This is a genomic window from Aeromonas sp. QDB03, from assembly GCF_027707985.1.
Taxonomy (GTDB): domain Bacteria; phylum Pseudomonadota; class Gammaproteobacteria; order Enterobacterales; family Aeromonadaceae; genus Aeromonas; species Aeromonas hydrophila.
The window spans coordinates 48,657-73,140 of the sequence record NZ_JAPCJG010000004.1 but is presented as its reverse complement, the minus strand read 5'-3'; the positions used below and the strand labels follow the sequence as shown (position 1 = coordinate 73,140).

The 24,484-nt window shown below is 61.9% G+C and carries 21 protein-coding genes; 9 read left to right on the top strand and 12 right to left on the bottom strand.

Annotation, left to right across the window (positions count from 1 at the left end; genetic code table 11):
* Window positions 1-51 precede the first annotated feature (51 nt).
* From PG900_RS11780 to PG900_RS11765, 4 genes are all read right to left on the bottom strand, one after another.
* On the bottom strand, window positions 52-531 hold the full coding sequence (locus PG900_RS11780) for a WbuC family cupin fold metalloprotein (protein WP_270831493.1): 480 nt from the start codon (window positions 529-531) through the stop codon (window positions 52-54).
* A 135-nt stretch (window positions 532-666) separates the two neighbouring features.
* The gene (gene glgC, locus PG900_RS11775) at window positions 667-1,938 is read right to left on the bottom strand and encodes a glucose-1-phosphate adenylyltransferase (protein WP_029300031.1); all 1,272 of its coding nucleotides are present in this window, start codon (window positions 1,936-1,938) and stop codon (window positions 667-669) included.
* 282 nt (window positions 1,939-2,220) lie between these two features.
* Window positions 2,221-3,360, bottom strand: coding sequence for a type IVa pilus ATPase TapW (gene tapW, locus PG900_RS11770; protein ID WP_269382616.1), 1,140 nt, complete (start codon window positions 3,358-3,360; stop codon window positions 2,221-2,223).
* 60 nt (window positions 3,361-3,420) lie between these two features.
* Complete coding sequence (locus PG900_RS11765) at window positions 3,421-3,777, bottom strand: DMT family protein (RefSeq protein ID WP_005302630.1); 357 nt, start codon at window positions 3,775-3,777, stop codon at window positions 3,421-3,423.
* 113 nt (window positions 3,778-3,890) lie between these two features.
* Here PG900_RS11765 and PG900_RS11760 point away from each other — a divergent pair, with 113 nt between their 5' ends.
* The 3 genes from PG900_RS11760 to PG900_RS11750 all read left to right on the top strand — a co-directional run bounded on the left by PG900_RS11760 (window position 3,891) and on the right by PG900_RS11750 (window position 6,502).
* Entirely contained in the window at window positions 3,891-4,622 is a 732-nt protein-coding gene (locus PG900_RS11760) for a substrate-binding periplasmic protein (RefSeq protein ID WP_270831492.1), read from the top strand.
* A 100-nt stretch (window positions 4,623-4,722) separates the two neighbouring features.
* Window positions 4,723-5,730 (top strand): vitamin B12 ABC transporter permease BtuC, encoded by a 1,008-nt coding sequence (gene btuC, locus PG900_RS11755; protein WP_024946382.1) that lies wholly within the window; start codon window positions 4,723-4,725, stop codon window positions 5,728-5,730.
* The gene (locus PG900_RS11750; RefSeq protein ID WP_171280771.1) at window positions 5,717-6,502 is read left to right on the top strand and encodes an ATP-binding cassette domain-containing protein; all 786 of its coding nucleotides are present in this window, start codon (window positions 5,717-5,719) and stop codon (window positions 6,500-6,502) included. The genes btuC and PG900_RS11750 overlap by 14 nt, the downstream gene beginning before the upstream one ends.
* A 21-nt stretch (window positions 6,503-6,523) precedes the next feature.
* On the opposite strand, the gene aac(6') is transcribed toward PG900_RS11750, so the two are convergent.
* A complete protein-coding gene (gene aac(6'), locus PG900_RS11745; protein WP_202004133.1) occupies window positions 6,524-6,982 on the bottom strand; it encodes an aminoglycoside 6'-N-acetyltransferase in 459 nt (152 codons plus the stop codon).
* A 6-nt stretch (window positions 6,983-6,988) separates the two neighbouring features.
* Window positions 6,989-8,053, bottom strand: a complete 1,065-nt coding sequence (locus PG900_RS11740) for a 3-deoxy-7-phosphoheptulonate synthase (RefSeq protein ID WP_270831491.1) — start codon at window positions 8,051-8,053, stop codon at window positions 6,989-6,991.
* 155 nt (window positions 8,054-8,208) lie between these two features.
* On the opposite strand from PG900_RS11740, the gene PG900_RS11735 reads away from it, so the two are divergent.
* Complete coding sequence (locus PG900_RS11735; protein ID WP_017410875.1) at window positions 8,209-8,589, top strand: diacylglycerol kinase; 381 nt, start codon at window positions 8,209-8,211, stop codon at window positions 8,587-8,589.
* 209 nt (window positions 8,590-8,798) lie between these two features.
* On the opposite strand, the gene serA is transcribed toward PG900_RS11735, so the two are convergent.
* From serA to PG900_RS11715, 4 genes are all read right to left on the bottom strand, one after another.
* Window positions 8,799-10,031 (bottom strand): phosphoglycerate dehydrogenase, encoded by a 1,233-nt coding sequence (gene serA, locus PG900_RS11730; protein WP_024946386.1) that lies wholly within the window; start codon window positions 10,029-10,031, stop codon window positions 8,799-8,801.
* Between the two features lie 209 nt (window positions 10,032-10,240).
* Window positions 10,241-10,894 carry a ribose-5-phosphate isomerase RpiA gene (gene rpiA / locus PG900_RS11725; protein ID WP_118880904.1) on the bottom strand — a complete coding sequence of 218 codons (654 nt, stop codon included), beginning with the start codon at window positions 10,892-10,894 and terminating at the stop codon, window positions 10,241-10,243.
* Window positions 10,895-11,078: 184 nt separating this feature from the next.
* Window positions 11,079-11,678, bottom strand: a complete 600-nt coding sequence (locus tag PG900_RS11720; RefSeq protein ID WP_011706539.1) for a 5-formyltetrahydrofolate cyclo-ligase — start codon at window positions 11,676-11,678, stop codon at window positions 11,079-11,081.
* Between the two features lie 132 nt (window positions 11,679-11,810).
* A complete protein-coding gene (locus PG900_RS11715; RefSeq protein ID WP_270831490.1) occupies window positions 11,811-13,145 on the bottom strand; it encodes a Na+/H+ antiporter NhaC family protein in 1,335 nt (444 codons plus the stop codon).
* Between the two features lie 310 nt (window positions 13,146-13,455).
* Between PG900_RS11715 and dapB the strand changes: the two genes are divergently transcribed.
* The 5 genes from dapB (at window position 13,456) to PG900_RS11690 (ending at window position 22,836) form a co-directional block, all read left to right on the top strand.
* Window positions 13,456-14,268, top strand: coding sequence for a 4-hydroxy-tetrahydrodipicolinate reductase (gene dapB / locus PG900_RS11710; protein WP_011706537.1), 813 nt, complete (start codon window positions 13,456-13,458; stop codon window positions 14,266-14,268).
* Window positions 14,269-14,955: 687 nt separating this feature from the next.
* The gene (gene carA / locus PG900_RS11705) at window positions 14,956-16,092 is read left to right on the top strand and encodes a glutamine-hydrolyzing carbamoyl-phosphate synthase small subunit (RefSeq protein WP_158197019.1); all 1,137 of its coding nucleotides are present in this window, start codon (window positions 14,956-14,958) and stop codon (window positions 16,090-16,092) included.
* Window positions 16,093-16,108: 16 nt separating this feature from the next.
* A complete protein-coding gene (gene carB / locus PG900_RS11700) occupies window positions 16,109-19,345 on the top strand; it encodes a carbamoyl-phosphate synthase large subunit (protein ID WP_270831489.1) in 3,237 nt (1,078 codons plus the stop codon).
* 486 nt (window positions 19,346-19,831) lie between these two features.
* Window positions 19,832-21,490, top strand: a complete 1,659-nt coding sequence (leuA, locus tag PG900_RS11695) for a 2-isopropylmalate synthase (RefSeq protein ID WP_270802550.1) — start codon at window positions 19,832-19,834, stop codon at window positions 21,488-21,490.
* Between the two features lie 92 nt (window positions 21,491-21,582).
* Window positions 21,583-22,836: a DUF1615 domain-containing protein gene (locus PG900_RS11690; RefSeq protein ID WP_411608135.1), complete on the top strand. Its 1,254-nt coding sequence runs from the start codon at window positions 21,583-21,585 to the stop codon at window positions 22,834-22,836.
* A gap of 56 nt (window positions 22,837-22,892) precedes the next feature.
* On the opposite strand, the gene PG900_RS11685 is transcribed toward PG900_RS11690, so the two are convergent.
* Both PG900_RS11685 and PG900_RS11680 read right to left on the bottom strand, forming a co-directional pair.
* Window positions 22,893-23,456 (bottom strand): hypothetical protein, encoded by a 564-nt coding sequence (locus PG900_RS11685; RefSeq protein WP_113994365.1) that lies wholly within the window; start codon window positions 23,454-23,456, stop codon window positions 22,893-22,895.
* Window positions 23,457-23,594: 138 nt separating this feature from the next.
* Window positions 23,595-24,461: a nuclease-related domain-containing protein gene (locus tag PG900_RS11680; protein WP_162901879.1), complete on the bottom strand. Its 867-nt coding sequence runs from the start codon at window positions 24,459-24,461 to the stop codon at window positions 23,595-23,597.
* Window positions 24,462-24,484 lie beyond the last annotated feature (23 nt).

Below are 24,484 nucleotides of genomic sequence, written 5' to 3'. Positions count from 1 at the left end.
CGGGTCTTTTTTATTGGTGCGTGTTCGCCGGTTTGGGTAGGCGGGGGCAGGTCAGCGCCCCGGCCAGCGCTGGCCCACTTCGGCGTGGCGATACCAGGCCATCAATGCCTGCTGGCCGGTGACGTCGTCCACCGCCGGTGACCAGGGGGCGAAGTCCTCTTCCCGAAAGGGGGCGTAGGGGCCGTGCTTCACCTCGAAGATGACGGCGCCGGGATCCAGAGAGAGCACCGCATGCCAGCTGGCGACCGGGGTCTCCAGCACCGAGGCCTCTTCCCCCAGCACGGCGCGGGCAACGACGGTACCCTCGTCATCGAAGTTGAGCACCACGAAGCGGCCTTGCAGCGAGGTGAGCAGCTCCCAGGTCTGCAGGTGGCGATGGGGGCGGATATAGGTGCCAGGCTCCATGGCGATGGCCAGGCGCTGGATGGGGTCGGTCAGCTCCTGATGCAGGTTGTGGTTCATGCGCAGGCGCGGGGAGTGGGCGGCCTCGTCGGCGAGGTTGGCAAGGCGGGCAACATCCAGTTTTTTCATATGCGATTCCATGGTGAGACGAAGGCAGGGCCGAGCGCAGAGTAGCATGCCCGGCAACCTGTCAGGCAAGGGGCGAGCGGTAAGCAAATGTAAAAAGGGAGCCTCTATGACTCCCTCTGCTATGACTGTTCGGCATCACAATCTGGCCAGCATCTCCTTGGTGACCAGCACTATGCCCTGCTCGGAGCGGTAGAAGCGGCGGGCATCCTCGCAGGCGTTTTCCCCCACCACCAGCCCTTCCGGCAGCTTGCAGCCCTTGTCGATCACCACCCGGCGCAGCCGGCAGCCCGGGCCTATCTCGACCCCGGGGAAGATCACCGCCTGATCCAGGGTGCAGAAGGAGTCGACCCGCACATTGGTAAACAGCACCGAGCTGACGATGAAGGAGCCGCTGACGATGGTGCCACCGGCGAACATGGAGTTGATGGTCATGCCGTGCTGGCCGTTTCTGTCCTGCACGAACTTGGCGGGTGGGGTCATGTTCTGGCTGGTCCAGATGGGCCACTCCTGATCGTAGATGTCGAGCTCCGGGGTGACGGAGGCGAGATCCATGTTGGCCTCCCAGAACGAATCCACCGTGCCGACGTCGCGCCAGTAGGGGCGTTTTTGCGGGCAGCAGCCGACGCAGGACATGCTGAACGGGTGGGCATAGGCGGTGCCCTCTTGCACCACCCGCGGGATCACGTCCATGCCGAAATCATGGTGGGAGGCCGGGTTGGCGAGATCCTCTTCCAGCAACTGGTAGAGATAGTCGGCCTCGAAGATGTAGACCCCCATGGAGGCCAGCGCGGTGTCCGGTTTGCCCGGCATGGCGGGCGGGTTGGCGGGTTTCTCGACGAAGGCGTTGATCTTGCGATCCCCATCCACCGCCATCACCCCGAAGGCGCTCGCCTCATCCCGCGGCACCTCGATGCAGGCCACCGTCACCCTGGCCCCCATGTTGACGTGATCGAGCAGCATGGCGGCGTAATCCATCTTGTAGATGTGATCCCCCGCCAGCACCACCACATACTTGGGGCCATGATCGCGAATGATGTCCAGATTCTGGTAGACCGCATCGGCGGTGCCGCGATACCAGTTGACCTCGTCCACCCGTTGCTGGGCGGGCAGCAGGTCGATGAACTCGTTCATCTGGTAGCGCAGAAAGGACCAGCCGGACTGCAGGTGGCGCAGCAGGCTGTGGGATTTGTACTGGGTCACCACCCCGACCCGGCGAATGCCGGAGTTGATGCAGTTGGAGAGTACGAAGTCGATGATGCGGAACTTGCCGCCGAAATGCACTGCCGGTTTCGCCCTGTTGTCCGTCAACTGTTTGAGGCGACTGCCCCGCCCTCCTGCGAGAACCAAGGCCATGGTCTCGTTCAGCAACTGTCTGGACTGTGCTGTATTGGCAGGTTGTAACAACATTGAATACCCCTTTATTGATAGAACCCCTTGATACTGCCTCCTTTGAAGCCAGTATGAAAGTGCTTTCACTCACACTTCTCACACGGCTTTTCGGTGAAGTGATGGTTTTATCATTTGTGGTGACAAAATCTGTCGCAGATGGCGCGATAGTTCACCAGATGTCACGGCAGGGCCGGGCTGGCGGGGAGGGCGGTGGCGTTGAAGGGCGGCCAGATGCGGGCGCTTCTTGTGCAAACACCCGCCGAAGCGGGTGTTTGCAGGGGCCGTCAGGGGCGGGCGAGGTCAGAACAGATCGTCTTTTTCGTCCTTGGTGGGCTCGAGGCTCCAGCCGGTGGCATCGCTGCTGCTCGCGATCTGGCCCTTCTCCTTCCACAGCTTGATCTTGAGGCGCAGGTTGTTGGCCGAGTCGGCGTTCTTCACCGCCTCCTCCTCGTCGATCACCCCCTCTACCACCAGATCGAACAGGGCGCTGTCGAAGGTGACCATGCCGAGCGCCTTGGATTTCTCCATCACCTCCTTGAGGCCGCCAAATTCGCCGCGTTTGATCATGTCGCGAATGGTGTGGGTGCCCAGCATGATCTCCACCGCCGCCCGGCGGCCACCGTCGCTGGTTTTGACCAGCCGCTGGGAGACAAAGGCCTTGAGGTTGTTGCCCAGATCGTTGAGTAGCTGGGGCCGGCGCTCTTCCGGGAAGAAGTTGATGATGCGGTCCAGCGCCTGGTTGGCGTTGTTGGCGTGCAGGGTGGAAATCGCCAGGTGGCCGGTTTCGGAGAAGGCCAGCGCATGTTCCATGGTCTCGCGATCGCGGATCTCGCCGATGAGGATCACGTCGGGCGCCTGGCGCAGGGTGTTCTTGAGGGCGGCGTGGAAGCTGCGGGTGTCCACCCCCACCTCGCGCTGGTTGATGATGCTCTTGCGGTGGCGGTGCACGAACTCCACCGGATCCTCGATGGTGATGATGTGGCCGCCGCTGTTGCGGTTGCGATGGTCAATGAGGGCCGCGAGCGAGGTCGATTTGCCCGAACCGGTACCACCGACGAACAGCACCAGGCCGCGCTTCTCCATGATGGTGTCGAGCAGCACGGGGGGCAGTTTCAGATCCTCGAAGCGGGGGATCTCGGTCTTGATGTTGCGCGCCACCAGCGACACTTCGTTGCGCTGCTTGAAGATGTTAATCCGAAAACGGCCGATCTGGGGCAGCGAGATGGCGAGGTTCATCTCCAGCTCCCGCTCGAACTGCTGCTTTTGCTCGCCGTCCATGATGGCGTCGGCTATTCTGGCCACCTCGCCGGGTTCGAGCGGCGTCTCACTGAGCGGACGCAGGCCGCTGTTGAACTTGGCGCAGGGGGGGGCGCCGGTCGACAGATAGAGGTCGGAGCCATCCTGCTTGGCCAGGATCTGTAGCATGTCTCGCAATTCCATTGGTTTTGCCTCGTCTATCAAGCAGATGCAATTACATCGAATGTCATTGAGTGTACAGCGTCAGGCGCCGGTGAGTTTCTCGCGAAAGACAAAAAACACCGCGCCCAGGATGCACAGGCCGGCCCACAGGTAATCCCATTTCAGATCCTCTTTCAGATAGAAGATGGAGAAGGGGACGAACACGGTGAGGGTGATCACCTCCTGCAGGATCTTGAGCTGGCCGACAGAGAGCACGGTGTGGCCGATGCGGTTGGCGGGCACCTGCAACAGGTATTCGAACAGTGCAATGCCCCAGCTCACCAGGGCGGCGATGATCCAGGGTTTGTGATTCATGCTCTTGAGGTGGGCATACCAGGCGAAGGTCATGAAGACGTTGCTGCACAGCAGCAGGCCGATGCTGGTAAAGATAGGGTTCATTAGGTTCTCCTTTAAAATCAATCGCATTTTATCTCCGAACCACGGGTTTTCATAAGTGGGGCGGCAGGGTATTTTTAATCCATCAAGGATGAAGTCACAGAGGGTTGTACGGGATGGGCAAGATAAGCTGGGGTGTGCTTGGTCTGCTGTTTGCCTGCCTGGTGCATGGGGCGCCGACCCTGACGGTGGCCACCGATGTCTGGCCGCCGTTTCGGATAGTGCAGCCGGACGGCCGCTTCGGCGGACTGGACATGGACATTTTGCAGCAGTTGCAGCGCCGCAGCGGCATCCGCTTCGAGGTGAAACGGGTGCCCTGGGGGCGGGCGCTCAAGCAGATGCAGACCGGCCAGGTGGACCTGATGATCGGGCTGGCGATGACGGCGGAGCGGGCGGCCTTCATCGATTATCTGCAGCCGGCCTACTATCAGTGCCGGCCGGCCTTCTACGGCAAGGCGGCGGCGGTATCGACCCTGCGCACCTACGCCGATCTGCAGGGCAAGAAGGTGGGCTATGTGCTCAATTCGGCCTATTTTGCCCCCTTTGATGCCGACAACCGGCTCGACAAGCACGGGGTGCCCACCGAGGATCAGCTGCTGCGCATGGTGCAGCGCGGCCACCTGCCGCTGATGATCGGCACCGACTGCCAGGTGGACTACGCCCTGAGCCAGGACAACGAGGCCGGCCTGCTCAAGGCGGCCTATCAGCCGCCACAACCTGTGGTGCTCTATCTGGGCATGAGCAAGCACTCCCCCCATCAGGCGCTGCAGCAACCGCTGGCACTGGCCCTGCAGGAGCTGGTGGCAAGCGGCGAGATCGCCGCCCTCGCCAAGCCTTACCAGCCTTGACCTCGGGTAGTAACACGCTGTTATCATGCGTTTTTCATGACTCGCGCCAGTTGCTTAACAGGCTCTGGCGCTGGCTCGTTCTCACCTTCGGAGAGCCTCTGTGTATCTCTCTTTGCTCGCCCGCCAGCAGCGCTGGCAGCGGCGCTGGTTGCTCGGCCTGCTGCTGCTGACCCTGGCGCTGTTTCTCTGCTCTCTCGCCTGGGGAGAATTCGTCTTGCTGCCCTGGCAGCCGCTGGGGGATCTCGAGCAGCGCATCCTGCTGGAGCTACGCCTGCCGCGCGCCCTGCTGGCCCTGTTGGCGGGGGCGGCGCTCGCCTGCGGTGGTGCCGTGTTGCAGGTGATGCTGCACAACCCGGTGGCCGAACCCGGCCTGCTCGGCGTCTCGAGCGGGGCGGGATTGGCCGCCATGGTGGCGATGGCAGTGGCCAAGGCCCTCGGCGTCTATCTGCCGGGCTGGGGGTTGTCACTGGCGGCCTTCGGCGGCGCCCTGCTGGTGACCATGCTGCTCATTCGGCTGGCGCGCCGGGCCCGGCTCGGTCACGCCCGGCTACTGCTGTTCGGGGTCGCCATCGGCATCCTCACCAACGCCGCCATGACCTGGCTGATGTACTTTGCCGATGATGGCTCCTTGCGTGAATTCATGTTCTGGATGATGGGCAGCCTGGCCTACGGCAGCCAGCAACTGGCCTGGTGGTGGCTGCTGTTCCCGCTCGCCCTCGGCTGGCTCGGCTGGCAGGGCAAGGCGCTGCAGCAACTGCTGCTGGGAGAGACCCAGGCCCGCCTGATGGGGCTCGATGTGGACAAGATGCGGGTGCGACTGGTGCTGGCGGTGTGCCTGCTCACCGGCATGGCGGTGGCGCTGTGCGGGGTCATCGGCTTCGTCGGGCTGGTGGTGCCCCATCTGCTGCGGCTCTGTGGCGGCAGCGATCAACGCTTCCTGCTGCCCGCCTCGGCGCTGGGAGGCGGCGCCCTGCTGCTGGCGGCCGATCTCATCGCCCGCTCCGCCTTGCGGGCGGGGGAGCTGCCCATCGGGGTCATCACTGCCTCGGTAGGCGCCCCGCTCTTCATCTATCTGTTGTTGAGGCAAGATGCCCATGCCAGCACCTGATCACCTCGGGGGTCAGCCCCCCTTGCTGGCGGCCCGCGCCCTGGCCGTCGCCAACCGGCTCGCGCCCCTCGACCTTGCCTGGCAGGGGGGCCAGCTGGTAGCCCTGCTCGGCCCCAACGGCAGCGGCAAGTCGACCCTGCTCGGCGCCCTGGCCGGCCTCTTGCCGGGGCAAGGGGAGGTGCGCATCGGCGGGGAGTCGCTGGCGGACTTGAGCTGGCCGGCGCTGGCGCAGCGGCGCGCCATGCTGCCCCAGCGCCAGCCCCAGCTGTTCCATATTCCGGTATTCCAGGTGCTGAGCCTGGGGCTCGATGAGGCTCAACCTGCGGCCAGACAGAACGAGGCCATTCAGGCGCTGTGCCAGGCGCTGGAGCTGGAAGCCTTGCTGGCGCGGGACTTCAGCCGCCTGTCTGGCGGGGAGCAGCAGCGGGTGCTGATTGCCCGCACCCTGCTGCAGGTGTGGCCGAGCCTCAACCCGGGCGGGCGAGTATTGCTGCTGGACGAACCGCTGGCGGGGCTGGATCTGCACCATCAGCTGGCGCTGCTGCGGCTGCTCAAGCAGCTGGCCGGGCAGGGGTTGCTGGTGGTGCTCGCCATTCACGACATCAACCTGGCCATCGACTGGGCCGATCGCCTGCTCTGTCTGCAACAGGGGCGGGTGGTGCGGGAGGGAGGTGTCGAGCTGGTGGACGAGGCACTGCTGGCGCAGGTGTTTCAGATAAAGACCGATCGTATCGAGGCGGGCGGCCGGGTCTGGTTTATGCCGAGCCTGTGAGAGACAAGCAAGGCCCTGGCGTCAGCCGAGGGCCTTTTTGAAGAAGACGACCCGCTCCGTTTCGGCAAAGCCGAGTCGCTGGTGCAGCTGCTGGGAGGCGAGGTTGTCGATGGCGGCATCGGAGGCCAGCTCGCGACAACCCAGCTCGCGGCCCCACTGGGCCACCCGGGCAATCAAGGCCTGGGCCAACCCGCGCCGGCGCGAAGCCGGCTGCACATAGACCCCTTCCAGATAGACCACCGGGCTGCTCTCGCAGCCGTTCACGTAATCGCGGCGCAGGGCGGCATCGGCAAAGGCCACCGCCTGGCTCTGCGCATCCAGCACCAGAAAGGCGTTGAGATGGGCTGCGGCCAGCAGTTCGGCCCCTTCCTGCAGATGGGCCGCCATTTCGTGGTGCGGCCACAGCTGCTGGCGCAGGGTTGCCCACTGCGCCAGCAGCGTCTCGTCGAGGGGCACTATCCGCCAGTCGGCGTTCGTCATCCGCACTCAGGCCTGCTGCTTGGCAAGGCGCACCTGGGCGGCCTCGGCCAGCATGGCCAGCAGGGTTTCGGTGTCGCTCCAGGAGAGACAGGCATCGGTGATGCTCTGGCCGAAGGTGACGGCGCAGCCGTTCTCCACATCCTGCCTCCCTTCCACCAGGAAGCTCTCGGCCATGATGCCGGCGATGCCGGTGCGGCCACGGCGCAGCTGATCGCAGATGTCCTGCGCCACCAGCAGCTGGCGACGGTGATCCTTCATGCTGTTGCCGTGGCTGAAATCCACCACCAGCCGCTCGGGCAGGCCGACGTCGGCCAGCGCTTCGCAGGCTTCATCGATGCTGGCGGTGTCGTAGTTGGGGCGGTGGCCGCCGCGCAGGATCACATGGCCATAGGGGTTGCCGGCGGTGCGGTAGATGGTCATCTTGCCGTCCTTGTCCGGGGAGTAGAAGATGTGGCTGTGACGGGCGGCGCGCACCGCGTCGATGGCAATGCGGGTGTTGCCGTCGGTGCCGTTTTTGAAGCCGACCGGGCAGGAGAGGGCGGAGGCCATCTCGCGGTGCACCTGGGATTCGGTGGTGCGTGCGCCGATGGCGCCCCAGGTGATGAGATCGCTGATGTACTGGCCGGTCACCATGTCGAGGAACTCGGTGGCGGTGGGCATGCCGAGGGCGTTGATGTCCACCAACAGCTTGCGGGCCAGTTTCAGCCCTTCGTTGACATCGAAGCTGCCATCGAGGCGCGGATCATTGATGAGGCCTTTCCAGCCGACGATGGTGCGCGGCTTCTCGAAGTAGGTGCGCATCACGATGCACAGGCTCTCTTTATACTGCTCGCGCAGGGTATTGAGGCGCAGGGCGTACTCGTGGGCGGCGGCCGGATCGTGAATGGAGCAGGGACCGACGATGACCAGCAGGCGCTGATCCTCACCGGCCAGGATCGCTTCCACTTCGCGGCGGACATCCAGCAGATTCTGGGCAACGGTGTCGCTTAACGGGAAGGCGTGCGCCAGTTCGCTGGGAGTGATCAGGGACTCCAGGCGACGGGTGCGCAATTCATCGGTGTGAATGGACATACGACTCGATTCTCGAAATGGGTGGCGTGGGCAGTAGCAATGACTGAGTGCCGAAGAGGCAAAGGGATAAAATAAAGCAAAAAACCCCTGATGGAAACCTCGAGGGGCTCTGATAGGATGTGAGCCCCAAAACGATTCCAAATGAGGTAGATAGCGTGGCAAAGCCAGGGGCAACCGGGGTCACCCGCATCATCAATGCAACCGGTTACAGCATGAAGGGGCTCAAGTCAGCCTGGATCAACGAGGCGGCCTTCCGGCAGGAGCTGATGCTGATCCTGCTGTTGATGCCGCTGGCGTTCTGGATCGGCGATACCCTCGAGCAAATCCTGCTGCTGGTCTGTATCAGCTGGCTGGTGGTGATCGTCGAGGTGCTCAACTCCGCGGTCGAAGCGGTGGTGGATCGCATTGGCTCCGAACATCACGAGCTCTCCGGTCGCGCCAAGGATCTGGGCTCCGCCGCCGTCTTTATCGCGCTGGCCCTGAACGCAATGGTGTGGGGCGCTCTGGTGGGCCGCAACCTGCTGGGTTGGTGGTAAGTCAGGCCTCGTTTTCTCTCGCGTCATTGCTCTCTCCATTTGGGAGATGACTGGGTGAGGGAGGTCTCTTTTCCCCCTCATCCCCACCCCTGCTCCCGCGAGGGGAGAAGGGGGCAAAGGAGCAAGGACGCGAATGTGTGTTGAGCATCGCAGCATAGAAAAAGCCCGTCATTACGACGGGCTTTTTGCTGGACGGCTCTGCAGGCCAATCAGTGCAGGATCCGGGCACGGATGGTGCCGCCGATCTCCTTGAGCTTGGCCAGCGCCTTCTCGCTGTGCTCGGTCTCCACGTCGATCACCACGTAGCCGATGTGGCTGCTGGTCTGCAGGTATTGACCGGCGATGTTGATCCCTTCGTCGGCGAAGATCTGGTTGATCTGGTTCATCACGCCGGGCTGGTTGCGGTGAATGTGCAGCAGGCGGCTGGAGCCCTTGTGGCCGGGCAGTGAGACCTCGGGGAAGTTGACGGCGGAGAGGGTGGAGCCGTTGTCGGAGTATTTGACCAGCTTGTTGGCCACTTCCAGCCCGATGTTCTCCTGGGCTTCCTGGGTGGATCCGCCGATGTGGGGGGTCAGGATGACGTTGTCCAGCCCGCGCAGCGGGGTGAGGAACTCCTCGTCATTGGACTTGGGTTCGCTGGGGAAGACGTCGATGGCGGCGCCAGAGATGTGACCGCTCTTGATGACGTCGGCCAGGGCATCGATATCCACCACGGTGCCGCGGGAGGCGTTGATGAAGATGGCGCCCGGTTTCATCATGCGCAGTTGCTCGGCACCGATCAGATCCTTGGTTGAGGCGGTCTCAGGCACGTGCAGGCTGATGACGTCGGACATGTTGAGCAGCTCGACCATGCTCGGCACCTGGATGGCGTTGCCGAGCGAGAGCTTGTTCTCGATGTCGTAGTAGTAGACCTTCATGCCGATGCTCTCGGCGATGATGCCGAGCTGGGTGCCGATGTGGCCGTAGCCGATGATGCCGAGCTTCTTGCCACGGGCTTCCACCGAACGGTTGGCCAGCTTTTCCCACACACCGCGATGGCACTTGGCGTTCTTCTCCGGGATGCCGCGCAGCAGCAGCAGGATCTCGCCCAGCACCAGTTCGGCCACCGAGCGGGTATTGGAGAAGGGGGCGTTGAACACCGGGATACCGCGCAGATGGGCGGCGTCGAGCTCGACCTGATTGGTGCCGATACAGAAGCAGCCGATGGCCACCAGCTTGTTGGCGGCATCCAGCACCTTCTCGGTGATCTGGGTGCGCGAGCGCAGCCCCACGAAATGCACGTCACGAATGCGCTCGATCAGATCTTCTTCGGAGAGAGAGGTCTTCAGATACTCCACACTGGTGTAACCTGCAGCACGAAAGGTTTCCACTGTGTTGGGGTGAACCCCCTCCAGCAGCAGTACCTTGATTTTATCCTTGTCCAGTGAAAACTTGGCAGTCATGACGATCCCTCTATGTTTGCAAAGGTGAGTGCAGATATGGTGTGTGAAGAAAACCGTAAAGTAGCAAAAACGTTTGGGAGAGGGAATATTTGTGACGAAAGTCAAATTCTTTGAAGTTTTCAACGATAGTTGTAAACGAGGGTTTGCAACTCATTGAGCAACCAATAAAAACGGCGCCATGGGGCGCCGTCTTGCATTGCGGAGGGGGATTACTGGATCACTACGCCGTCCGGGGTGCCGATCACCACCACATCTGCACCACGGTGGGCGAACAGGCCGTTGGTGACGGTGCCGACAATGGCATTGAGCTGCACTTCCAGCCCCTTGGCATCGGTGATGGCCATGTCTTTCACGTCCAGGATGTGGTTGCCGTTGTCGGTGACCACTCCTTCACGCCAGACCGGGTTGCCGCCGAGCTTTCTGATCTCGCGGGCCACGTATTCGCGGGCCATGGGGATCACTTCCACCGGCAGCGGGAAGGTGCCGAGCACGTTGACCGTCTTGGTGTTGTCGATGATGCAGATGAACTTGTCGGCCACGGCTGCGACGATCTTCTCGCGGGTGAGGGCTGCGCCGCCGCCCTTGATCATGTCGCGGGTGCCGTTGATCTCGTCGGCACCGTCCACGTAGACGGAGAGGGCGTCGATCTCGTTGAGGTCATACACTGTGATGCCGAAGCCCTTGAGGCGTTCGGTGGAGGCCACGGAGCTGGATACCGCCCCCTTGATCTCGTCCTTCATGGTCGCCAGTGCATCGATGAAGTGGTTGACGGTAGAGCCGGTGCCTACCCCGACGATGGTGCCGGGAACCACATACTTGAGCGCAGCCCAACCGGCCGCCTTCTTCATTTCATCTTGAGTCATGATCGATCCTTTGGAAAAAAGCGGCCGCATTATATCCAAGCCGCCCCCCCAGAGCGACCACCCAGCTCACGTTCCGGGCCAAAAACTCGCAAGATGTAAATCGTTTGCCTGTTTATTGTGCCATGTCATTGCACCATGACTGTGGCAGCAGGGCGTGACGATCGCGGCAGAGGGGCGGATGGCCCTAGCCGGGAAAGTGCCAGCAGCGGCTGGGGGTGATGATCTGGGGCAGCGGCACGTCCCACTCCTCCTGCGGCACCGCATCCACCTGCTGGCAGTCGTGAGCGAGCCCCAACGGCTTGGGGCCGAGCCGATGTTCATGCCAGCAGGCGAGGGTGCGATCGTAGTAGCCGCCGCCCATGCCGAGCCGGTTGCCCGCCGCATCGAACGCCACCAGCGGGGTGCAAATCAGATCGAGGGTGCTGTGGGGCACCACCTGCTGCATGTCGAGCTCAGGTTCGGCGATGCCGTAACGGTTGCGGGTCATGGGGCTGGTGGCGGTGTAGCGCAAGAAGAGCAGGTGGCCCGGGGTGAAGGGGTGCAGCACCGGCAGGTAGACCTCTTTTTGCTGGGCCCACAGCCAGTGGATGGCGGGCAGGGGATTGAGCTCGCCGTCGTTGGCCAGATAGAGGGCGATGCGTTTGGCCGCCAGGATCTCGGGATGCTGCTTGAACTGGGCAACCAGCTGCTGGGCCGCCTGCTGCTGCTCGGCCTGGGTCAGGCTCTTTCTGCGCTGGCGGATGAGCTGGCGCAGGGATTGTCTTTCAGGCTGGGTATCCGGCATGGGGGCTCCTCTGATGAACGGGCGGGGGGCGACGAGCGGATCGCGCTGACAGGCGATCACCTTAACAAGGCCGCGCCGGGTTGAACAGCGCGGCTCGGCCATCGGATCCTCGGGAACCCGGCGGCCGCACTATCAGGCGTGGGCGGCTTTGCGCATCTGGTGCTTGACGAACACCGCCACCAGGGCGGCCAGCGCCAGCGCCATGGGGTAGAAGCTCATGTTCACCACCGCCAGCGGCGAGAGGGCGAAGATGGAGCCCAGCAGCAGTGCCTGGGCACCCCAGGGGATGAGCCCCTGCACCACGCAGGAGAAGATGTCGAGCATGGAGGCGGCGCGGCGCGGGGTGACCCCGTGATGATCCGCCAGCTCCTTGGCCACCTTGCTGGCGACTATGATGGCCACCGTGTTGTTGGCGGTGCAGAGGTTGGTGAGGCTCACTACCCCGGCGATGCCGAGCTCGGCCGCCTTTTCGTTCTGCTCGCCGTCATGCTGACGGGTGAAGCGGGCGATCAGGGCGCTGATGCGGGCGCTTATCCAGGCCAGCCCCCCCTGGCGCTCCATCAGGGCGCCGAGGCCGCCGATCAGCATGGAGAGCAGGAAGATCTCCTGCATGCCGGTGAAGCCCTGATAAATGTCCTTGCTGAACTGGCCGAGGGGGTAATCCCCCAGCAGGCCGACTCCGCCGGCCGCCAGAATGCCGAGCCCCAGCACCATGAAGACGTTCATGCCGGAGAGGGCCAGCACCAGGATCAGCAGATAGGGCATCACCTTGAACAGCTCGACATGGGCCTCGGTGGCGGGGGCATCCCCGACCGACCCGAGGGTCAGATAGAGCAGGATCACCCCGATGGCGGCCGGGGCGGCAATCTTGAAGTTCTCGCGAAACTTGTCCTTCATCTCGCAGCCCTGGCTGCGGGTGGCCGCAATGGTGGTGTCGGAGATGATGGAGAGGTTGTCGCCAAACATGGCGCCGGAGAGGATGGTGCCGGCCATCAGCACCGGATCGATGCCGGCAGCCTGGGCTACGCCCAGCGCCACCGGTGCCACGGCGCCGATGGTGCCCATGGAGGTACCCATGGCAGTGGCGATGAAGGCGGAGATGAGGAACAGCCCCGGCAGCAGGAACCAGCCGGGGATGAGGGAGAGGCCGAGCGCGACCGTGGCATCCACCCCGCCGGTGGCCTTGGCCACGGTGGCGAAGGCACCCGCCAGCAGATAGATGAGGCACATCGCCATGATGTTGCTGTCACCGACCCCCTTGAAGAAGGTCTCGAGGTTCTTGTTGAACCCCTCCTTGCCCAGCACCAGCGCCAGCATGACGGCGGGGAGGGCGGCGACGGGGGCGGGCAGCTGATAGAAGGCGAACTCGACCCCCTGCAGGGTCAGCCAGGTGCCGGTACCGATAAAGAGAGCAAGAAAGACCAGCAGAGGCAGCAGGGCTCTGGCGCTGGGTTGAGTCTGGATCATGTGTTCCTCGATGGTTGAACATGACCTCCCTGTCTCAGCCAGCCCGCAGTGGGGTGAGCGTGGCGGGCATCCTGCCGCTATGGGGCGTCTACAGTAGTGAGTCATGCCCGTCGGGTCAAGATAGCCGTCCAGATGGATACTGCTTTTTGTCTGGTGATTTTGTTGAATTGATTAAATCCGTCAATTATTCGGATTTAAAGAGATATGTCGTTGAATTTTCGGGTGGCTAACGGCGGCCACGGCGGGCTTTTCAAAGCGGGCGCAGGCTGGTAAAACGGTCTCTTTCCTTAATAGAGATGAGAGGGTGGAGATGGACAATCCGATCCGTGTGGCCGTGATGGGCTGTAATGGTCGTATGGGCAAGGTGCTGCTGGAGGCGATCAGCCATGCCGAGGGCGTGGTGGTCGGGGCGGCGCTGGAGCGACCGGGCTCCGCCGTGATCGGGCTGGATGCCGGCGAACTCAACGGGCTGGGTCGGCTCGGCGTCATCATCAGCGACAGCCTGGACAAGGTACGGGACGAGTTTGATCTCATCATCGACTTCACCCGCCCCGAGGTGACCCTGGCCAACCTGGCCTTCGCCCGGGCCCACCACAAGCAGATGGTGATCGGTACCACCGGCTTTGACGACGCGGGCAAGGCGGCGCTCAAGGCCGCCGCCGGCGAGATCGGCATCGTGTTCGCTTCCAACTACTCGGTCGGCGTCAACCTGGTGTTCAAGCTGCTGGAGCAGGCTGCCAAGGTGATGGGGGATTACACCGACATCGAGATCATCGAGGGGCACCACAGACACAAGGTGGATGCCCCGTCCGGCACCGCGCTCTCCATGGGCGAGGTGGTGGCCAAGACGCTCGGACGTGATTTGAAAGAGTGCGCCGTCTACGGCCGCGAGGGGATCACCGGCGAGCGGGATCGCAACACCATCGGCTTTGCCACCATTCGCGCCGGCGATCTGGTGGGGGAGCACACCGTCATGTTCGCCGACATCGGCGAGCGGGTGGAGATCAGCCACAAGGCCTCCAGCCGCCTCACCTTCGCCAACGGTGCGGTGCGCGCCGGCAAGTGGCTCAAGGGGCAGGGTGCCGGCCTCTATGACATGCAGGACGTGCTCGGCCTCAAGTAACCACATCAGCTGACACCAGGGGCCCCGTGGTGCGCACAAAGGGGCTGCCCGGCCCGTTGTCTGCTAAAAACCCCGCTCATGCGGGGTTTTTTATTGGTAATTTTGTATAAATGGCGCTTACGCAGCGATTTTCATGCGAAGTGGCATAAACCCTCCCTCTCTGCTGCTGCGCCGGATCTGCCATTGCACAAATGTCATCGGCTGGTAACGAAATTGGGCCTCAATAGCCCCTGTCAGGGCATTTTTTTACATCCATCAAAACAGACTAAAAATTCAAACACAGAAAAACGTTTTCCATTTTTCAAGGCCACTTATCCTCCCTAAAAAAGCTTTTTGAAGGCGTTGATATTTTTTATATGAAACTTCATTTCATTGTTTTTTAAGGATTAAAAATTGTTTTTTGTATCAATGCTGGCCTCTTGGTCTGGATTGATAGCAACTTTTACCTTTTCTTTTCAGGGTGGGGGTTGCAAAGCAATTGAGTGCATAGATAATGGGTAATGTTGCTTGTTTATTGAATTTAGATGCATTTCAGATGAGAAAAGACGTTGAAATGCGATCGTTTTTAAGTAGAATGCGCCCAATTTGCCAGAAATCTGCCGGGTTCGAGTCCTGTCCAAGGCCGGAACCGAGCCCGCAACACCCAGGTAAATTGCTGAATTTAAAGCTAAATAACTGGAGGTTGTCTTGAATCACACTGCATTGCTAGTGCTGGAAGATGGAACTGTGTTCAAAGGCGTGTCGATAGGCGCCGAGGGATGTTCCGTTGGTGAAGTGGTTTTCAATACGTCGATGACGGGCTATCAGGAAATTCTCACCGATCCCTCTTATTCCCGTCAGATAGTCACCCTCACTTACCCCCATATAGGCAACACCGGCACCAACAGCGAAGATGAAGAGTCCAGTCAAATCCACGCGCAGGGATTGATCATCCGGGACCTTCCGATACTTGCCTCCAATTTCCGCAATCAGCAATCCCTCTCCGAATACCTCAAGTCTCACAACATCGTTGGCATCGCCGACATCGACACCCGCAAACTGACCCGCATTCTGCGCGAGAAAGGCGCCCAGGCCGGCTGCATCCTGGCGGGTAAACAGATAGATGAAGGGTTTGCCCTCGAACAGGCCCGTGCCTTCCCCGGTCTGAAGGGGATGGACCTGGCCAAAGAGGTCACGGTTGGTGAGGCGTACAACTGGACCGAGGGCAGCTGGCAGCTTGGCAAGGGGCACGTCACCCCGGCTGCCGACCAGCTCAAATACCACGTGGTGGCCTACGACTTTGGCGTCAAGCGCAACATCCTGCGCATGCTGGTGGACCGCGGCTGCCGCCTGACCGTGGTGCCGGCCAAGACCCCGGCTGCCGAGGTACTGGCGCTGAACCCCGATGGCATCTTCCTCTCCAACGGCCCTGGCGACCCCGAGCCGTGTAACTACGCCATCGAGGCCATCGAGGCCTTCCTCAAGACCAATATCCCGGTGTTCGGCATCTGCCTGGGTCACCAGCTGCTGGGTCTGGCCTCCGGCGCCAAGACCATCAAGATGAAGTTCGGCCACCACGGTGCCAACCACCCGGTGAAGAGTTTGGATGACAACACCGTCATGATCACCGCCCAGAACCACGGCTTTGCGGTGGACGAGCAGACCCTGCCGGCTTGCCTGCGCGCGACCCATGTCTCCCTGTTCGACGGGTCACTGCAGGGCATCCATCGCACCGACCGGCCGGCCTTCAGCTTCCAGGGTCACCCCGAAGCGAGCCCGGGCCCGCACGACTGTGCCGGTCTGTTCGACCACTTTATTGAATTGATCAAGCAGTATCGCGCTTAAGAGGAAAAGAGAAGCCATGCCAAAACGTAACGACCTACAGAGCATCCTGATCCTCGGTGCCGGCCCCATCGTCATCGGCCAGGCCTGCGAATTCGACTACTCCGGCGCCCAGGCCTGCAAGGCCCTGCGCGAGGAGGGCTACCGCGTCATTCTGGTCAACTCCAACCCGGCCACCATCATGACCGACCCGGAGATGGCGGACGCCACCTACATCGAGCCCATCACCTGGGAAGTGGTGCGCGAGATCATCAAGAAAGAGCGCCCGGACGCCATCCTGCCCACCATGGGTGGCCAGACCGCGCTCAACTGCGCGCTGGATCTGGAAAAGCATGGCGTGCTGGCCGAGTTCGGCGTGGAGATGATCGGCGCCACCGCCGATGCGATCGACAAGGCTGAAGACCGCTCCCGCTTTGACAAGGCGATGCGCAGCATTGGCCTGGAGTGCCCGCGTGCCGGCATCGCCCACAATATGGAAGAGGCGTGGGGCGTGCAGCAGATGGTCGGCTTCCCCTGCATCATCCGTCCCTCCTTTACCATGGGCGGCTCCGGTGGCGGCATCGCCTACAACCCGGAAGAGTTCGTCGAAATTTGCGAGCGTGGTCTGGACTTGTCGCCGACCAAAGAGCTGCTCATCGACGAGTCGCTCATCGGCTGGAAAGAGTACGAGATGGAGGTAGTACGGGATCGCAACGACAACTGCATCATCGTCTGCGCCATCGAAAACTTCGACCCCATGGGTATCCACACCGGTGACTCCATCACGGTCGCGCCAGCCCAGACGCTGACCGACAAGGAGTACCAGCTGATGCGCAACGCCTCCATGGCGGTGCTGCGCGAGATCGGCGTCGAGACCGGCGGCTCCAACGTCCAGTTCGGCATCAACCCGAAAGATGGCCGGATGGTCATCATCGAGATGAACCCGCGGGTGTCGCGCTCCTCTGCGCTGGCCTCCAAGGCGACCGGTTTCCCCATCGCCAAGATCGCTGCCAAGCTCGCCATCGGTTACACCCTCGACGAGCTGATGAACGACATCACAGGCGGTCGCACTCCGGCCTCCTTCGAGCCGGCCATCGACTACGTGGTCACCAAGGTGCCACGCTTCAACTTCGAGAAGTTCGCCGGTGCCAACGACCGTCTGACCACCCAGATGAAATCGGTCGGCGAAGTGATGGCTATCGGCCGTAACTTCCAGGAGTCCCTGCACAAGGCGCTGCGCAGCCTCGAGACCGGCAAGACCGGCTTCGACCCCATGGTGGATCTGAACGCCCCGGACTCCCTGACCCGCATCCGTCACGAACTGCAGGATGCCGGTAGCGACCGTATCTTCTACATCGCCGATGCGTTCCGCGCCGGTCTCTCCATGGATGGCATCTTCAAGCTGACCAAGATCGACCCCTGGTTCCTGGTGCAGATTGAAGACCTGGTGAAGCTGGAAGAAGAGGTGAAAGAGCGCGGCATGGCCAGTCTGGATGCCGACTTCCTGCGCGCCCTCAAGCGCAAAGGCTTTGCCGATGCCCGTCTGGCCAAGATCCTAGGTGTGGCTGAAGGGGAAGTGCGCAAACTGCGTGCCCGCCACGCCATCTTCCCGGTCTACAAGCGGGTAGATACCTGCGCCGCCGAGTTCGCCACCAACACCGCCTACATGTACTCCAGCTATGACGAGGAGTGCGAAGCGGCCCCGAGCAACCGCGACAAGATCATGATCATCGGCGGAGGCCCGAACCGTATCGGTCAGGGTATCGAGTTCGACTACTGCTGCGTACACGCGGCGCTGGCCCTGCGCGAAGACGGTTACGAGACCATCATGGTCAACTGCAACCCGGAAACCGTCTCCACCGACTACGACACCTCCGACCGTCTCTACTTCGAACCGGTGACTCTGGAAGACGTGCTGGAAATCGTGCGGGTCGAGCAGCCCAAGGGCGTCATCGTCCAGTACGGCGGTCAGACTCCGCTCAAGCTGGCTCGCGCCCTGGAAGCGAACGGCGTGCCGGTCATCGGCACCAGCCCGGATGCCATCGACCGCGCCGAAGACCGCGAGCGCTTCCAGTCTGCCGTCGAGCGCCTCGGCCTCAAGCAGCCGGAAAACGGCACCGTCACCGCGCTCGAGCAGGCGGTGTTGACCGCCGAGCGCATCACCTACCCGCTGGTGGTTCGCCCCTCCTACGTGCTGGGTGGCCGCGCCATGGAGATCGTCTATGACGAGCAGGACCTGCGCCGCTACTTCGCCGAAGCGGTGAGCGTCTCCAACGAGTCGCCGGTACTGCTGGACCGCTTCCTGGACGACGCCACCGAGGTGGACGTGGACGCCATCTGCGACGGCACCGATGTGGTCATCGGCGGCATCATGGAGCACATCGAACAGGCCGGCATTCACTCCGGTGACTCCGCCTGCTCCCTGCCGCCCTACACCTTGTCCAAGGCCATTCAGGACGAGATGCGCGAGCAGGTGCGCAAACTGGCGCTGGAGCTTGGCGTGGTCGGTCTGATGAACGTGCAGTTCGCGGTGAAAGACAACGAAATTTACCTCATCGAGGTGAACCCGCGCGCCGCCCGTACCGTACCGTTCGTCTCCAAGGCCACCGGTGCCCCGCTGGCCAAGATTGCCGCCCGCGTGATGGCCGGTCAGAGCCTGAAGGAACAGGGCTTTACCACTGAAATCATCCCGCCCTACTACTCGGTGAAGGAAGTGGTACTGCCGTTCGCCAAGTTCCCGGGCGTGGATCCGCTGCTGGGGCCGGAGATGCGCTCCACCGGCGAAGTGATGGGCGTGGGCAGCAGCTTTGCCGAGGCCTATGCCAAGGCGCAGCTGGGGGCCGGTCACCAGGTGCCGCGCGAAGGGCGTGCCCTGCTCTCCGTTCGCCACAGCGACAAGGAGCGGGTGGTGAACCTGGCCGCCAAGCTGCTGGAGCTGGGCTATGACCTCGACGCCACCCACGGCACCGCCGTGACCCTGGGGGAGGCGAGCATCAACCCGCGCCTGGTCAACAAGGTGCACGAGGGCCGTCCGCACATTCTGGATCGCATCAAGAATGGCGAGTACACCTACATCGTCAACACCGCCGAGGGTCGTCAGGCCATCCAGGATTCCAAGCAGCTGCGTCGCGGTGCTTTGCAGCACAAGGTGGCCTACACCACCACGCTGCACGCCGCCTTTGCCACCTGCATGGCCATCAGCGTGGATGCCACCGCCAACGTCAACTCGGTGCAGGAGCTGCACCAGAAGGTCGAGAGCCAGCTGAAAAGCCGCTAAGACCGCGTGATGAAGGAGGGACGCCTCCTTCGTGGCTCGATAAAACCCCGCCAGCGATGGCGGGGTTTTTTATTGGCAAAGAGATTGGGCTGTGATGGCAACGGACATCACCAAGCAACAGGCTATGGGTGAAATTCACCCCTTATGAGTAGGAAAAGGTGACAATGATTGTGTAATAGATGCATTTGACAGCGTTCTTTGCAATCTCTCGCCCGCGTCGCCTCTCTATACTGGTTTCTCGTCACAGGATTTATCGACCCAGGTCGTCTGCGCCTGCCAACGCAGGGGCGAGCAGATCGGGCCCGCGGCCTTATCGGGTTGTGCGGCCGGCCCCCACTTACCGGAAGGGGCCACAGGAAACCGGACGTGGGGCTACCGCCGCACGACCGGCCAGGGCCAGCGTTACCGCGCCAGCCCGCTTCCCCTCCTTGTCCCCGTCAATCAGCCCAGCCGTACCGCCAGGACATCTGCCAAGGGAATCAGAATATGAGCTTCGATCATCGCAAATACCGCCGTGCCCCCGTCATCAATCTGGCGGATCGCCAGTGGCCCAGCCGGGTGCTGGAGCGGGCGCCGCTCTGGTGCGCCGTGGATCTGCGCGACGGCAACCAGGCGCTGGTCGAGCCGATGACGGTGGCGCAGAAGCTGCAGATGTGGGCGCTGATGGTGCACATCGGCTTCAAGCACATCGAGGTGGGCTTTCCGGCCGCCTCCCAGCCCGATTTCGACTTCGTGCGCGAGCTTATCGACCGCAACCTGATTCCGGACGACGTCACCATCCAGGTGCTGGTGCAGGCGCGCGAAGATCTGATTGCCCGCACCTTCGAGGCCCTCAAGGGGGCCAAGCGGGCCATCGTCCACGTCTACAACTCGGTCAACCCGACCCAGCGCAACTATGTGTTCAACTCAGGGCGTGAAGGGGTCAAGGCCATCGCCGTGCAGGGGGCGCGCTGGGTGGGAGAGTATGCGGCCCGCAATCCGGGTACCGAGTGGAGTTTTCAGTACTCGCCGGAGAGTTTCAGCAGCACCGAGGTGGAGTTCGCCGTCGAGGTGTGTGACGCCGTCATCGATGAGTGGCGCCCGGCTGCCCGCCCGATGATCCTGAACCTGCCCGCCACCGTGGAGGTAAGCACCCCCAACGTGTTTGCCGATCAGGTGGAGTGGTTCTGTCGTCACCTCAAGGCGCGCCCCGAGGTGAGCATCTCCATCCACACTCACAACGATCGGGGCTGTGGGGTGGCCGCCGCCGAGCTGGCGGTGTTGGCGGGGGCGGATCGCATCGAGGGCACCCTGCTCGGCAACGGTGAGCGCACCGGCAACATGGACATCGTCACCATGGCCATGAACCTCTACAGCCAGGGGATCGATCCCGAGCTCAACCTGGCGGACATGGATGCCATCGTCGCCACTGTAGGAGCCTGCACCCAGATTGCCCTGCACCCGCGTCACCCCTATGCCGGGGAGCTGGTCTACACGGCGTTTTCCGGCAGCCACCAGGATGCCATCCGCAAGTCTCTGGCGGCGGAGAAGCTGGATCACTACTGGGACGTGGCTTACCTGCCCATCGACCCTGCCGATCTCGGCCGCAGCTACGAGGCGGTGATCCGCATCAACAGCCAGTCCGGCAAGGGCGGGGTCACCTACCTGCTGGAGCGCGACCTTGGTCTGCAACTGCCGCGCTGGCTGCAAATTGACTTCAGTCGCCGGGTACAGGCGCAGGCTGAGGCTTGCAGCAGCGAGATAAGCCCGGAGCAGATCCGCACCCTGTTCGAGCGCCACTATCTCGAACCCGCCCACGGCTATCGCATCGGTCGCTTCCAGCTCGGTCGCGACAGCCAGGAGAGCCTGCGCCTCGAGCTGCAGACCCCGAGCGGCTCGCTGCAATTGAGTGGTGAAGGGGAGGGGGCCATCACGGCGCTGGTCAACGGCTGGCAGCGCCAGACCGGGATGCACATTGACGTGCTGGATTACTCGGAGCATGCCTTAAGCGCCGGCACCGAGTCCCGCGCCGCCGCCTACGTGCTGCTGAGCGTCGACGGGACCCGCACCTGCGGGGTGGCCATCGGCCGCGACGTGGTCAGCGCCTCCCTGCAGGCGGTGATCAATGGCGCCGCCCAGATAGAGGCGCTGCGCCAGAGCGCCTGATCCCGGCGTCGTATCGACCCTTGGGGGCCCTCGCCACGCAGGCGGGGGCCCTTGTCATTGATGGCTTCTGCTCCCCGTCCCAATCCTCTACAATGCCCTGCCTGTCTGCGTCCGGATACCCTTTGCGGGTGCCGGGACGCCTCATCCACCGGGAAGCATTCATGTCTCATCTCATCGTCTGTCGTCATTATCTGGCCCCGCTGCTGGCCACCTTGCTGCTGGCCGCCTGTGCCAGCGAACCCGTCAGTCAGGGCGATGCCAGCAAGCCTGGCAGCGCCGCCGTCACCGGGCCGGCCATCGCCAAGCCCGCCCCGCTGCCCAAGGCCCAGGTCCCCCGGGCGCCCGCCAGCATGCAGTCGCGCATTGTGCGGCTGCTGCCGGCCCGCACCGTGGATCGCAACGGCTGGGCCCAGGATATCGTCACCGCCCTCGCCAAACAGGATCTGGCGGTGACCGACGAGAACGTCTGCTCCGTGCTGGCGGTGGCGGAGCAGGAGTCCACTTTTCAGGCTGACCCCGTGGTGCCGGGCCTTGGCAAGATCGCCTGGAAGGAGATCAACGCCCGCGCCGGCAAGCTGCTGATCCCGGAGTTCGTGGTGCGCACCGCGCTCTCCATCAACTCGCCCACCGGTAAAACTTACGCCGAACGCATCGACAAGTTGCGCACCGAGCGGGAGATGAGCGAGATCTTCGAGGACATGATAGGGGAGGTGCCCATGGGCAAGACCCTGTTCGGCAACATGAACCCGGTGCGCACCGGCGGCCCCATGCAGGTGAGCATCGCCTTTGCCGAGGCCAACAGCGACGGCTATCCCTATCCGATCAAGGAGTCCATTCGCCACGAGGTATTCAGTCGCCGTGGCGGCATCTGGTTCGGCACCCGCCACCTGCTCAACTACCCGGCCCAGTATCCGGATCACCTCTACCGCTATGCTGACTTCAATGCCGGCTGGTATGCGAGCCGCAACGCCGCCTTCCAGGCGGCGGTGAGCCGGTTGAGCGGCAAGCCGCTGGCGCTGGATGGGGATCTCATTCGCTACGACTCCGAGCTGCCGGGCAAGACCGAGCTCGCGGTTCATACCATCGCTGGCCAGCTCAACATGAGCACGCAGGCCATCCACCAGAGCCTGAAGCTCGGCGACACCAGCGAGTTTGCCCAAAGCGATCTCTACCACAGGGTCTTCGTGCTGGCCGATCGCAAGGCGGGCAGCCGGTTGCCCCGCGCCGTGCTGCCAGGCATCTCTCTCAAGAGCCCCAAGATCACCCGCAACCTCACTACCGCCTGGTTTGCCAAGCGGGTGCAGTGGCGCCAGCAAACCTGCCTCAAGCGGCTGGGGTCGCTGTGACTGCAATAACAAAGGCGGCCAATGGGCCGCCTTTGTTATATGTAGATATCATGGCGTCAAGTTAACTGTTTAACCGCAACCAGTATCTTGTAATTGTTTTTCCACTCTCCTTCGACAGGAAGATCAGAAAACTCCAGTGTTTTACTATATAGAAATGGACCGCTATTTAGGCAGGCTGGCCAAGTATCAAAGATATCCTGCTTGCCTTTAGTTTCTGTCCAGACATCAGCCAGCACTACGGCATAACGCTGGCGCTGTATTGGGTTAATCAGCCCCTTTTCAAGCAACAGGAGTGCTTCATTGGACTGCATTCGTTCAATATCATTCCTGACACTATTAGTTTTTGATTGAGGTGCCGTAAAGCGCTTAGCCTCAATAAGAAATAGCTCCGTTTCCGTGAAAACTACGGCGTCCATATGTTTCTTTTCCGTGAGGCTTATTGGGGCCTCAAACCATGAGAAGCATGAGCCGGGATAGAGGCTTTCAAGCGCAGAAACAAAGTTGTTGGTGAGATTTCGTTCGGTGAAGCCGGTAGATCCATGTGCAGGGTAGTAGTGAGAAAAAATAGTTGTATATCGGCTGTGCAAACGAGCCATTAATTTATCTAGAAATACTTGCATGTTATTGCTCCATAAATGTGCTGATGTATCTAGGCCAAGGGGTTTTAAAGCGGCGATAGGGTGGTAAACATAAAATGAATCCCCTGCACAGTTTCAATGGCTCTGGCCCGTTTAATGATTCGGTATAGTGTTTTCCAATTAAGGGGACTGACTGTGTAACAAAGTAACGCCCCTGCATTTTGGGAATCCACTGCATCCCCAAAACTGATTGCCCTTGTTCTCCCCCCGAGTTGCGGTGCGCAATATCATGGTGCTGCCACATCTGGGGCAGATCGGGGGTGGATTATCCGGTGGCGATACGCTCTGTGAGGGTGGGTTTGCAACGAATTGCCTGACAGGTGCGCGGGTGGAAACATGGTTGGCGGATGGGACGGCATGACGAGCCTTGAGCTGGGCGACATGCTGCCGGTGGGTTTGCCAACTGGCGGTCAAGCGGCCTTGCTGAATGGTGTCGACAATCCGATCGACGTCGGCGGTGCTCAAGACGGGAGTGATCTTGCTCTTGATATAGCTGACTAGGCCGCGACGCATGACGTTCTCCGGCATGGGGGTCTTGAAGGTGCAGTCGCCAATAAAATAGACGATGGAATGCAACTGGTGATCCGCCAGCCCCAGCAGGGATTTGAGGGTCATCAGGTGCAGATAGTTTTGATGCAACGGGTTTTGAAAGCCGTGCCGGCGTCGAAACAGCTGCTGGGTCCAGCGCTTGTGGCTGGGATCGCCGAAGATCCACCCCTTCATGTTTTTGGTTTCTATCACGAATACCCCGAAGCGGGAGACGAGCACCTGATCGATCTGGGTGCTGCCCTGCTCGAGCGGCAAGGTGACATTGCTCAGCAGATGATATTCCTGCCGGTCGAGAAAGAGCCGGATGCTGAGATTGAGCAGCCACTCCCCGATCATGCCCTTGAACCAGGGGCTCTTGGCGATGGTGGCCAGCAACAGCAGTGGCAGCAGAAACCAGAGCTGGTTCAGCAGAACGGCCATCAGGGCGGTAACGTCCATGTCATCTCTCCTCGCTCCCGATA